This is a genomic window from Mesorhizobium sp. M0306, assembly GCF_040321655.1.
GTDB lineage: Bacteria > Pseudomonadota > Alphaproteobacteria > Rhizobiales > Rhizobiaceae > Mesorhizobium.
Genome location: NZ_JAMYRY010000017.1, coordinates 112,457 through 124,773 on the forward strand (window position 1 = coordinate 112,457; position 12,317 = coordinate 124,773).

The 12,317-nt window shown below is 63.2% G+C and carries 9 protein-coding genes; 6 read left to right on the top strand and 3 right to left on the bottom strand.

What is annotated here, in order from left to right; all coding sequences use genetic code 11:
* Window positions 1-22 precede the first annotated feature (22 nt).
* Window positions 23-400, bottom strand: coding sequence for a VOC family protein (locus NKI95_RS21900; RefSeq protein WP_352719323.1), 378 nt, complete (start codon window positions 398-400; stop codon window positions 23-25).
* A 195-nt stretch (window positions 401-595) separates the two neighbouring features.
* Here NKI95_RS21900 and NKI95_RS21905 point away from each other — a divergent pair, with 195 nt between their 5' ends.
* From NKI95_RS21905 to chrA, 4 genes are all read left to right on the top strand, one after another.
* Window positions 596-1,780, top strand: a complete 1,185-nt coding sequence (locus NKI95_RS21905) for an Mrp/NBP35 family ATP-binding protein (RefSeq protein ID WP_352719324.1) — start codon at window positions 596-598, stop codon at window positions 1,778-1,780.
* 236 nt (window positions 1,781-2,016) lie between these two features.
* Entirely contained in the window at window positions 2,017-3,822 is a 1,806-nt protein-coding gene (locus tag NKI95_RS21910; protein ID WP_352665372.1) for an IlvD/Edd family dehydratase, read from the top strand.
* A 271-nt stretch (window positions 3,823-4,093) separates the two neighbouring features.
* Window positions 4,094-4,933 carry a chromate resistance protein ChrB domain-containing protein gene (locus tag NKI95_RS21915; protein ID WP_352719325.1) on the top strand — a complete coding sequence of 280 codons (840 nt, stop codon included), beginning with the start codon at window positions 4,094-4,096 and terminating at the stop codon, window positions 4,931-4,933.
* Window positions 4,930-6,318, top strand: coding sequence for a chromate efflux transporter (chrA, locus tag NKI95_RS21920; protein WP_352719326.1), 1,389 nt, complete (start codon window positions 4,930-4,932; stop codon window positions 6,316-6,318). The genes NKI95_RS21915 and chrA overlap by 4 nt, the downstream gene beginning before the upstream one ends.
* Window positions 6,319-6,321: 3 nt before the next feature.
* On the opposite strand, the gene NKI95_RS21925 is transcribed toward chrA, so the two are convergent.
* Together NKI95_RS21925 and pdxR are read right to left on the bottom strand one after the other, a co-directional pair.
* The gene (locus NKI95_RS21925; protein ID WP_352665368.1) at window positions 6,322-7,911 is read right to left on the bottom strand and encodes a trimethylamine methyltransferase family protein; all 1,590 of its coding nucleotides are present in this window, start codon (window positions 7,909-7,911) and stop codon (window positions 6,322-6,324) included.
* 194 nt (window positions 7,912-8,105) lie between these two features.
* Window positions 8,106-9,599, bottom strand: a complete 1,494-nt coding sequence (gene pdxR / locus NKI95_RS21930; protein ID WP_352467513.1) for a MocR-like pyridoxine biosynthesis transcription factor PdxR — start codon at window positions 9,597-9,599, stop codon at window positions 8,106-8,108.
* Between the two features lie 255 nt (window positions 9,600-9,854).
* Here pdxR and pgi point away from each other — a divergent pair, with 255 nt between their 5' ends.
* The gene (gene pgi, locus NKI95_RS21935; RefSeq protein ID WP_352719327.1) at window positions 9,855-11,498 is read left to right on the top strand and encodes a glucose-6-phosphate isomerase; all 1,644 of its coding nucleotides are present in this window, start codon (window positions 9,855-9,857) and stop codon (window positions 11,496-11,498) included.
* Between the two features lie 5 nt (window positions 11,499-11,503).
* Entirely contained in the window at window positions 11,504-12,226 is a 723-nt protein-coding gene (locus NKI95_RS21940) for an HAD family hydrolase (RefSeq protein WP_352719328.1), read from the top strand.
* The last annotated feature ends 91 nt before the right edge of the window (window positions 12,227-12,317 follow it).

A 12,317-nucleotide genomic window follows, 5' to 3' on the forward strand; every position in this document is an offset into this window, starting at 1 on the left:
CGCGGCAGGCGATGCGCCGTATCTACCTATCCACAAGGTTCAGGATGTTGCCGTCCGGATCCTTGAACCATGCGATCTTCATGCCCTGACCGACATGAACGTCGCCCTCCAGCGTCAGGCCGGGCATGTCGTAATGCTCGAAGGTCACGCCCTTCGATTTCAATGCCTCGACGATCTTGCCGAGTTCATCGCCGACCGTCCAGGTCACAGCCGTCGCCTTGTTGGTCCCAGCGAAGTTCGAACGGTACACGTTGATGGCGGTATCGCCGCTTTCATAGACGATCAGTTCGCCACCTTCATTGTGCACCTCTTTGAGGCCGAGCGTCCCTTCGTAGAAAGCCCTGGCCTTGGCCAGGTCCTTCACAGCGAGATTGGCCGTTGCGTTGCTGTTTGCGAGCATGATTCGTCTCCTTCCCTGACGGTCATTCCATGTCCATTGAAATAGGCTGCGTTGACGATTTGGCGACGGCTACTCCCACTGGAAATGCCGTCATATGCTCGCTGCCTCCCCGGTACGCCGCTGCAACTGTTGGTCCATCGCTTGGTTCTGTTCCGGAACTGCATTATCTGGAGCGGAAAAGTAGAGGAAAAACTCATGCCCGCCGCCCATGAAAACGTGACCAAGGAAATCGTTATCGAGCGCCTGAAAACGGTCAATGGGCCGGATTTCACCGGCAATATCGTCGACCTCGGCCTGGTGTCCGAGATTTTCATTGCCGATGCCAAGGTGTTCTTCTCAATCACCGTTCCCGCTGCCCGTGCCCAGGAGATGGAGCCGCTGCGCGCGGCCGCCGAACGTGTCGTCAAGGCGATCCCCGGTGTCGCCGGCGCCGTGGTCGCGCTGACGGCGGAAAAGAAGGGAGGCGGCATGGAGGCGCCGGTTCCGCAAAGCCCGGCTCAGAGGCCCGCTCCACCGGCCGCACCTGCGCGTCCCATGCCCCAGGCGCCGGCCTCACACAGCCAGGGCAAGCGCGGCGTACCCGGCATCGAGGCGATCATCGCTGTTGCTTCCGGCAAGGGCGGCGTCGGCAAGTCGACCACCGCCGTCAATATCGCCCTTGGGCTTGCCGCCAACGGGCTGCGGGTCGGCGTGCTCGATGCCGATATTTATGGCCCCTCCATGCCGCGTCTGCTCAACATTCGTGGCAGACCGCAGACCGTCGACGGCAAGATCCTGAAACCGATGCAGAATTATGGCCTCAAGGTCATGTCGATGGGCTTCCTCGTCGATGAGGAGACGCCGATGATCTGGCGCGGGCCGATGGTGATGTCGGCATTGACGCAGATGCTGCGCGAGGTCGAATGGGGACCGCTCGATGTGCTCGTCGTCGACATGCCGCCCGGCACCGGCGACGCCCAGCTGACCATGGCCCAACAGGTGCCGCTGGCCGGCGCCGTCATCGTCTCGACGCCACAGGACCTGGCCCTGATCGATGCGCGCAAAGGCCTCAACATGTTCAGAAAGGTCGACGTGCCGCTATTGGGTATCGTCGAAAACATGAGCTATTTTCTCGCCCCCGATACGGGAAAACGCTACGACATCTTCGGCCATGGCGGCGCGCGCCGCGAGGCCGAGCGTCTCGGCGTCACCTTCCTTGGTGAAGTGCCGCTCGAGATGGGCATCCGCGAGAGCTCCGATGCCGGCACGCCGGTGGTGGTCTCCAAGCCGGATGGCGCTGAGGCGAAAATCTATCGCGACATCGCCGCCAAGGTCTGGGACCGCGTCAATGAAGAGCGCGGCGCGGCCGAGGCTGCAGTGCCGAGCATCGTATTCGAGTGATGCGGATATCCCCCCAAGTGGGCCCCTTGAGGGGGAGGGTGGCCGGAAGGGTCAGGTAGGTCCGCGGCGACACGCTCCAACTTTTCCGGGATAGCGGACTGGCAAACCCCAATCCCCGTCTAGCGCGGGGGCAGATCTATGTCTATCGCACCAAAGTGCGGATTCGGATGGCGCGTGCCCCTTGCCTGCTTCCGCGCGTTGTCATATCGATTTGTCATACAAATACGGAGACCACGATGGCAGGCGCCCCCACCCACAAGAAAAAATTTCGCTCGCAGGAGTGGTTCGACAATCCCGACAATCCGGGCATGACGGCACTCTATCTGGAACGCTACCTGAATTACGGGCTGACGCGGGCCGAACTGATGTCCGGGAAGCCGCTGATCGGCATCGCCCAGACCGGCTCGGACCTGTCGCCCTGCAACCGCCATCACATCGAACTGGCCAAGCGCGTGCGCGAAGGCATCGTCTCGATGGGTGGCATTCCTTTCGAGTTCCCTTGCCACCCGATCCAGGAAACCGGCAAGCGGCCGACTGCTGCACTTGACCGCAACCTTGCCTATCTCAGCCTGGTAGAGGTGCTCTACGGCTATCCGCTCGACGGCGTGGTGCTCACCATCGGCTGCGACAAGACGACGCCGGCCATGCTGATGGCCGCGGCCACCGTCAACATTCCGGCTATCGCGCTTTCGGTCGGCCCGATGCTCAACGGCTGGCACAAGGGCAAGCGCACCGGCTCCGGCACCATCGTCTGGGAATCGCGCCAGCGCCTGTCGGCCGGCGAGATTGGCTATGACGAGTTCATGGATATCGTTGCCTCCTCGGCGCCGTCGACCGGCTATTGCAACACGATGGGCACCGCCACCACGATGAATTCGCTGGCCGAGGCGCTCGGCATGCAATTGCCGGGCTCGGCCGCTATCCCCGCCCCCTATCGCGAACGCGGCCAGATCGCCTACGAGACCGGAAAGCGCATCGTCGACATGGTGCATGAGGATCTGAAGCCCTCCGACATCATGACCCGTAAGGCCTTCGAGAACGCCATCGTCGTCAACTCGGCGATCGGCGGCTCGACCAATGCGCCGATCCACCTCAACGCCATCGCCCGCCATCTCGGCGTGCCGCTCGACAATGACGATTGGCAGAAGGTCGGCCTCAACATACCGCTCATCGTCAATCTGCAGCCGACGGGCGAATATCTCGGCGAGGACTATCACCATGCCGGCGGCGTGCCGGCCGTGGTCGCCGAACTGATGAAGGGCGGCCTGCTGCCCTATCCGGAAGCCATGACGGCTAACGGCAAGACCATCGGCGACAATTGTAGCGGCGCCGTCAACGAGAACCTCGACGTCATCCGCACGGTTGCCGAGCCGCTGAAAGCCAATGCCGGCTTCATCAATCTCAAGGGCAATTTGTTCGATTCGGCGATCATGAAGACCAGCGGCATCTCGCCCGAATTCCGCGAGCGCTATCTGTCGAACCCAAAGGACCCCGAAGCCTTCGAGGGCAACGCCATGGTCTTCGACGGCCCCGAGGACTATCACGCCCGCATCGACGACCCGGCACAGGGCATCGACGAGCACACCATCCTGTTCATGCGTGGCGCCGGCCCGATCGGCTATCCCGGCGGCGCGGAAGTCGTCAACATGCAGCCGCCTGCCTATCTGATCAAAAAGGGCATCCACGCGCTGGCCTGTATCGGCGACGGTCGCCAGTCGGGCACGTCGGGCTCGCCATCGATCCTCAACGCCTCGCCGGAAGCCGCCATCGGCGGCGGCCTGGCGCTGCTGAAGACCGGCGACCGCGTCCGCATCGACCTGCGCAAGGGTACCGCCGACATCCTCGTCAGCGACGACGAGATCACGCGGCGCCGCGCCGAGCTGCAAAACAATGGCGGCTATCACTATCCGAAGCACCAGACGCCCTGGCAGGAAATCCAGCGCGGCATGGTCGACCAGTTTTCCGAAGGCATGGTGCTGAAGCCGGCGGTGAAATACCAGGATGTGGCTCATACAAGCGGCGTGCCGAGGGACAATCACTGACCAGGGTCCGTCGCACGAGCCAGCCGTCAGGTCGCCAATTTTGCGGTCACCTCATTTCTCCCCGTTAACAGCCCGCTAACGGGGAGAAATGCTTGCCACAGAGTTGGATGCGGTCATTTGTCAAAAGCGATTGCCCTGCGACAGCAGGGACAAATGCTTGACAAGCGGGCGTGACAAATCCACGATCATCGCAAGGGGTGCATCGCGACGACCCCGTGAGGCGTCAGCCCAACGTTCGCGTCCAAGCTTCTCTTTCAAGGAGGTGGACGCCATGCCGTCAACAACCGCTATCACTGTATCGCAACTGTCCCGTCTGATTGGGCTGCCGGGTGCACCCGCAATCATCGACGTCCGCATCGATGATGACTACAACGCCGACCCGCGATTGCTGCCGGGGTCGGATCGGCGTGATTTCAGGACTGTCTCGAACTGGGCTGCCGACTTCGCTGGCAGGCAAGTGACAGTCGTCTGCCAGCAGGGAAAAAAGCTTTCGCAAGGCGTGGCCGCATGGCTGCGGCAGGAGGGCATTGCCGCCGAATCGCTCGACGGCGGGTTTGAAGCATGGCGCGATGCCAAGGGCCTTCTCGTTCACGCCGACAAGATACCGCCCGCCGATGCCAAGGGCCGCACCGTTTGGGTGACGCGTACGCGCCCGAAGGTCGATCGCATCGCCTGCCCCTGGCTGATCCGGCGCTTCATCGATCCTCACGCGGTCTTTCTCTTCGTCGAGCCGGCCGAAGTGGCGGCCGTCGCCGATCGCTTTCAGGCCGTGCCTTTCGACATCGAGAACGTGTTCTGGAGCCACCGCGGCGAACGCTGCACCTTCGACACCATGATCGAGGAGTTCGGGCTTAAATCCGAAGCGCTCGATCGCCTGGCCACGATCATACGCGCTGCCGATACTGCGAGCCTCGATCTTGTTCCACAGGCGGCCGGGTTCCTGGCCGCCTCGCTTGGCCTGTCACGAATGTTTCGCGACGATCTGGAGCAGCTCGAGGCCGGCATGCTGCTTTACGATGCGTTCTTCCGCTGGTGCCGCGATGCCACCGAAGAGACGCATAACTGGCCGGCCGCCGGCGCAGTCAGTCTCGGCGCGGGCAAACCATCGTGAGCGCCGTCCTTTCGAAAAAGCCGCCGGAGATCCAGGAGCCGGTTGTGCCGAGCTTCCGGCAGGCCGTGAAGGTCTGGGCGAAAATCGGCGTGCTCAGCTTTGGCGGCCCGGCCGGGCAGATTGCGCTCATGCACAAGGAACTGGTCGAGGAACGGCGCTGGATCGGCGAACAACGCTTCCTGCATGCGTTGAACTACTGCATGCTGCTGCCTGGCCCCGAGGCCCAGCAACTCGCCATCTATATCGGCTGGTTGCTGCACAAAACGGTCGGCGGCCTTGTTGCCGGCATTCTCTTCGTCGTGCCGGGCGCGCTTGTCATGTTCGTCCTGAGCAGCCTCTATGCGCTCTATGGCGATGTACCACTCGTCGCGGCGCTGTTTTTCGGGGTCAAGGCGACCGTGCTCGCCATTGTCATCGAGGCGGTGATCCGGATCGGCAGACGCGCGCTGAAAAACCCGGTCATGGTGTCGATCGCACTCGCCGCCTTCATCGCCATCTACGCGTTGAACGTGCCGTTTCCGCTGATCGTGCTGCTTGCCGGCCTGGCAGGCTGGATCGGCAACCGTAGTGCGCCGGCTTTTTTTTCCGGCGCTTCGCATGGCAAGGGCGATGTTCCCGACATAAAGGGCGTGGTCGATCTGATGTTCGAGCGCGGCGAACTGACCCACGTCAGGCCGACACGATGGCACGCGCCGCGCACTTTGGCGATCTGGCTGCCGATCTGGCTGGGGCCTATTCTGCTGGTCTGGGCTGTCACCGGCCCTGCCAGCGTTTGGACGCAAATCGGTGGCTTCTTCAGTGTCATGGCGGTCGTCACCTTCGGCGGTGCCTACGCAGCCCTTGCCTATGTCGCGCAGGCAGCGGTCGAGTACTTCGGCTGGCTGGCACCCGGTGAAATGGTCGACGGCCTCGGACTTGCCGAAACCACGCCGGGTCCGCTCATCCTGGTCTTGCAGTTCGTCGGCTTCGTTGCCGCGTTCCGCCAGCCGGGCTTGCTGGCGCCGCTGCTTGCCGGATTGTTTGGGGGTCTGTTCACGCTATGGGCGACGTTTACTCCATGTTTCTTGTGGATATTCCTTGGCGCGCCTTACATCGAAGCGCTGCGCGGCAACAAGGCGCTGTCGGCGGCGCTCGGTGCGATCACCGCCGCCGTCGTCGGCGTCATCATGAATCTCGCTCTATGGTTTGGCTTGCACGTCATCTTCGGCGAAGTGCGCAATGTCGGGCTTGAAATGGACGTGCCGGTGCTTTCATCGATAGACTGGCGCGCGGCGCTGCTTTCCTGTGCCTCCATGATCGCCATTCTGAAGCTGAAGATCGGTATGCTGCCGACGCTTGCCGGATCGGCGCTGGCCGGTGTGTTGTTGCTGGCGGTGAGCGGGTAACGCTCAGCCGCCCATTCTGCCGCGCGGCAGCTTGATCATATCGCCGAAGCGGGCGCGCAATTTGTCGTCGACCGGCTTCGGCACGTGGCGCGGGAAGCGTTCGGCAAGCACGCGCTTCTTCTCGATGATCGCCCGCTGCAAGATGTCAGGCCTACCTTTCTCATTCCATTCCTTAGGCGAAAAGCGGTCGCCGACGGCCGGATAGAAATATTCGGTCTGCATCAGCCGCAGCGTCTGCTCGTTGCCGAGATAATGGCCCGGGCCCTTCAGGCAGACATCGGCAATGGTGTCGATCGACAGCGACTCGTCCGTCACTTCGATGCCGCGCACGCAGCGCAGGCAGTGGCCGAGCATGTCGTTGTCGATGATCAGGCTCTCAAGGCAAAAGCCGAGCAGCGAGGCGTGCATGCCGGCCGATTCGTAAACCAGGTTGAGGCCGGCAAGACCGGCCATCACGTCGGTTATGCCCTTTTCGTAGCCGGACTGAATGTCAGGCAGTTTCGAATCTGTCATGCCGGCGGCCGAACCGCCCGGCAGGTCGTAAAATTGCGCCATCTGCGCGCAGGCCGCGGTCAGCACCGCCTGCTCGGCCGAACCGCCCGACATGGCGCCGGTCCGGAGATCCGAGACAAACGGCCAAGTACCGAAAATCGCCGGATGGCCTGGCTTGATGGCGTTGACGTAGATGAGGCCGACGAGCACTTCGGCGACCGCCTGCACCACGGCGCCGGCAATCGCCGCCGGTGCCGTCGCACCCGCCTGGCCTGCCGACAGCAGCAGGATCGGAATGCCGCCCTCGACGCAGGCTTCGAGAACGCCACAGGCGTCCTCGGCAAACTTCATCGGCGGCACGACGAAGCAGTTCGAATTGGAGACGAAAGGCCGGGCGCGAAAATTCTCTTCGCCGCCGGCAATCGCATAGAGCATGTCGAGCGCCGGCTTGACGTTCTCACGCACGGTAAACGAGGTGCCGACATGCTTCGACGTGCCCATGACGCAGGCGTAGAGCGTGTTGAAATCCATATCGAGCGGGTCGGGAATGTCGCGCGGCACCATCGGCCGCTGGAAGAAATGGATGTTGTCGAGCCCTTCGACCAGGCGCGCGGCATCGTAAATGTCCTGCAGCAGCGACTCGCGATACTCACGCTTTTCGACATCGACGAGATGCACCGCAGCACCAGCCGTGCCGTAATGCACGCGCTTGCCCTGGATCACCATGTCATGCTTCGGATCCTGGCCGTGCAGGGTGAAATGCCGTGCCGCTTTCTTGATCGTGTCGAGCACAAGGCCGCGAGGAAACCGCAGGCGGCCGTCCTCACTGAAGGTCGCGCCGGCTTTGGTGAGTGCCTCGATGCAGGAGGGGATGGCGTTGGCGAAACCGACTGTCTCCAGAAGAGTAAGCACGGCCTCATGGATACGTTCGCAATCATTGCCGCTGAGCGGGCTGTAGCTTCCGCCTTCGAGGCCAGCACGCACCGGCTTGACGTCGTCGGCGAGCGGTGCCGCCCGCATGGCGCGGCGCGCCTCGCGCCCGCCGGACCGCCGCGAACGCTGGTCTGCGGACACGTCCTGCTTCTCATGGGCCATTGGCATGAAGGCACTCCAACTTTAGCTGCGGAGCGGGCGCGGCGGTTGGTCCACCATCGGCCTGCTTCGTCCCCTTTATATAGCGACTATGCCGCCGGCATTGGCACAGCCTATGTGCCAGCCGGTCCCGTCGCATATGCCAAGGAGCTAAAGAACCGGAGCCGCACTACGTGCGCCAGGCTCCGGTCGGGGAAGGGAGATCAGGCCGCTGCCGGCCTGCGTCCAGCTGCCGTCGCCAGTTCGCGGATGCCGGGTTCGATGTGCTGCAACGCGATCGAGGAAATGCCCAAGCGCATGAAACGCGATGGTTTTTCGGTACGGTCGAAGAAGCGGTCGCCAGGCTCGATGATGACGCTGCGCGAGGCTGCGGCCTCCGCCAGCCCGCGCGAATCGGTGCCGCGCGGCCCCTCGAGCCAGAGCGACGTGCCGCCGGCCGAATCGGTCGAGCGCCACTCCGGCAGGAAGGCGGAAATCGCATGGACCAGACGCTTGCGCCTCTCATCGAAGGCGCTCGACAGCCGCCGCACCAGCGCCTCGTGATGGCCGAGCGACAGGAACAATGCGACGGCGCGCTGGTTGTTCGCCGGCGGATGGCGCAGCATGAAGCGGCGTAGCGCCCGAAGCTCGGAGATCAGCCCGGCCGAGGCGACGATGTAGCCGAGCCTGAGGCCGGGAGCCAGCGTCTTTGACATCGAGCCGACGTAGACGACGCGGCCGGACCGATCGAGGCTCTTCAGCGCCTGCTGCGGCGCCTCGTCCAGGAGCTGGCTGTCATATCCGTCCTCGATGATGATCTGGTTGTAGCGGTTGGCGCGCGCCAGAAGATCCTGCCGCCGCTCTGCCGACAGCGGCACCATGGTGGGGCAATGGTGGCTGGGCGTGACGAAGACGAAGCCGGAATCATTGGGAATGGCCGAGGTTACGATGCCGGAGTGGTCGACCGGAACCGGCTGGATGTCGGCGCCGGCCAGCCGGAAGATCGAACGTGCATCGGGATAGCCCGGGTCCTCCATCGCCACCTTCGAGCCCTTTGTCATCAACAGCGTCGCCAGCATGTAAAGCGCGTTCTGCGCGCCCAGCGTCACGATGATCTCGTCCGGATTGGCGAAGATGCCGCGTCGCGGCAGCAGCCGTGCCTGGATCTGCTCGATCAGGAGTGGATCGTCGCGGTCGACCATGTCGGACGCCCAGTTGCGGATTTCGAGCACCGCCAGCGCCATGCGGTTGCACTCGCGCCATTCGGCGGTCGGGAACAGCGCCGGGTCGAACTGGCCATAGACGAAGGGGTAGGACGACTTGATCCAGTTGTCGTGCTTGGCCGGCGGTGGCATGTCGCTCGCCGCGATCTGCCGGCGCGCCTTCCAGTCGATCTCGTTGGCCTGGTCGGGCGCTTTCTGGTGCGGCTTGGCCGGCGTCGCCAGCACTTCGGGATTGACGAAATGGCCGCGGCGCTCGCGCGCCACCAGGAAGCCCTGGTCGACCAGCTGCTGGAAGGCCAGCACCACGGTGCCGCGCGCTACGCCGAGTTTTTCGGCAAGAATCCGGCAGGACGGAAGCGGCATGGAAGCCGCGATCTGCCGGTCGAGGATGGCGGCGACAATCGCCTGGCGGATCTGCGCTTGCAGGGTCTGACCGGATTCCGCCGAAATCCGGAACAGGCCGGACCATATGGCCGTGTCGTTTCGCTGTGGCATGGGAGATGTTCCTCGATGGCCAGCTTTTTTCACTTGGCTGGACCAGTCGAATGTACCGGTGGCACAAGGTGTTGCGCCAATCAATTTTTCTGATCGCTGGGATTTATGCCAGTGATCCTTTGCGCCGGCCCACGCTGCGCTGCGGCATCGCTGCGCATTGAAACAGATAGAATTCGACCCGATAGTTTGCCGCGACGACACGCGCCGGAAACATCCGGCCTGATAAGATGCATCTCAAGAGACCGGAGCAAAGCAGTGGATCAATCGTCCTTTCAAAAGCAGCTCGACGCATTGCGCGATCATCGTGCGGCCAAATCGGGCTCGATGCGCGAGGCTTTCGCTGCCGATCCGCAGCGCTTCGAGAAATTCTCCGCCAGCGACGGCGACCTGCTGCTCGACTGGTCGAAATGCGCGGTCGATGCGCGGACGATGGAGTTGCTGGAGAAGCTGGCTGAGGCCGCCGACCTCGAAGGCCGGCGCGACGCTATGTTTGCTGGCAAGAAGATCAACGTCACCGAAGGCCGCGCCGTGCTGCACACGGCGCTGCGCAACCTGACCGGCAAGGGCATCGTGCTCGACGGTCAGGACGTGAAGGTGGAAGTCCTTGCCGTACTCGACGCGATGGGTGCCTTCGCGGACGCGGTGCGTTCCGGCAAGGCGGCCGGCGCGACCGGCAAGAAGATCACCGACATCGTCAACATCGGCATCGGCGGCTCCGATCTCGGCCCGGCCATGGCGACGCTGGCGCTGGCGCCCTATCATGACGGGCCGCGCGCGCATTACGTATCCAATATCGACGGTGCCCATATTCACGACACACTGAAGGGTCTTTCCGCCGAAACCACCCTGTTCATCATCGCCTCCAAGACCTTCACCACGGTCGAGACGATGACCAATGCCGAGACCGCGCGCCGATGGGTCGAGAAGGCGCTCGGCAAGGAAGCAGTCGGCAAGCATTTCGCCGCCGTCTCGACGGCGCTCGACCTGGTCGCCAAATTCGGCATCGCGCCCGATCGCGTCTTCGGCTTCTGGGACTGGGTCGGCGGCCGCTATTCCGTCTGGGGTGCGATCGGCCTGCCGGTGATGATCGCCATCGGCCCGAAGGATTTTCGCGCCTTTCTCGACGGCGCCCATGAGCTGGACGAGCATTTCCGCACCGCGCCGCTGGCGAAGAACCTGCCGGCGCTGATGGGGCTGATTGGCTGGTGGCACCGGGTGGTCTGCAAATACCCCGCTCGCGCCGTCATCCCCTACGATCAGCGTCTGTCCAGGCTACCGGCCTATCTGCAGCAGCTCGACATGGAATCGAACGGCAAGAGCGTCACCCTGGACGGCGGCGCTGTGACGACGCCGACCGGCCCGCTGGTCTGGGGCGAGCCCGGCACCAATGGCCAGCATGCCTTTTTCCAGCTTCTACATCAGGGCACCGATTTCATTCCGGTCGAATTCCTCGCCGCTGCCGTCGGCCACGAGCCGGAACTGAAGCATCACCACGACCTTCTGCTCGCCAATTGCCTGGCGCAGTCGGAAGCCTTCATGAAGGGCCGCACGCTTGAGGAAGCCCGCGCGCAGATGCTGGCGAAAGGCATGAAGCCCGCCGATGTCGACAGGGTTGCTCCGCACCGCGTCTTCTCCGGCGACCGCCCCTCGGTGACGATCCTCTACAGGAAACTCGACCCCCACACGTTCGGACGGCTGATTGCACTCTACGAGCACCGCGTCTTCGTCGAAGGCACGCTGTTCAACATCAACTCCTTCGACCAGTGGGGCGTCGAGCTCGGCAAGGAACTGGCGACCGGCCTGCTGCCCGTCGTTGAAGGCAAGGAGAATGCCGCAAAGCGGGATGCCTCGACTGCCGGACTGGTGGAATACATTCACCGCTTGCGCGGCCCGGAGTGAAAAGCTTGGCGGACATCAAGGGAATATTGTTCGACAAGGACGGCACGCTTGTCGATTTCAACGCGACATGGCTGGGCATCGCCGACTTCATGGCGATGGATGCGGCCGAAGGCGATCGCTGGAAAGCAGACAGGCTGCTTGCGGCGGCGGGCTTCGACTTCGCCACCAAGCGCTTCAAGCCGGATTCGATTTTTGCCTCCGGCACCAACATGGACGTCGTCGAGCTGTGGTTTCCACGGCTGTCCGACGAGGACCAGATGCTTGCCGTCGCCCGCTTCAACGCCATCACCTCGGCGCAAGGATCGGCAATGGCGGTGGCGCTGCCGGGTGTGGTCGAGACGCTTGGGCTGCTTCACAGGAAATCCTACCGGCTTGGCGTCGCCACCAACGACTCGACCAGCGGCGCGGAAAAGACCCTGGTCACACTGGGCGTCGCGCAGCTTTTCGAAGCCGCCTATGGTTACGACGCGGTGGCCAATCCAAAACCGGCGCCGGATACGATCCTTGCCTTCTCGGATCTGACAGGACTCAGGCCAGCGGCGATCGCCGTCGTCGGCGACAATCGCCACGATCTGGAAATGGCGCGCGCCGGCGGCTGCGGCCTGGCGATCGGCGTGCTGTCCGGCACCGGTACACGTGAATCGCTGTCGCAGATCGCCGATATCATTCTGGATTCGGTTGCCGATCTGCCCGATTTTCTTGCGGCCCGAGTCAGCGAGACGGTCTAGACTCGCAGCTAGAGCGGTTCCCCCTTTGACGGAATCAAAGGGGATTCCAGATTTATCTGTTTTGTGATTCAAGATGCTGGCTGGAGTGGAG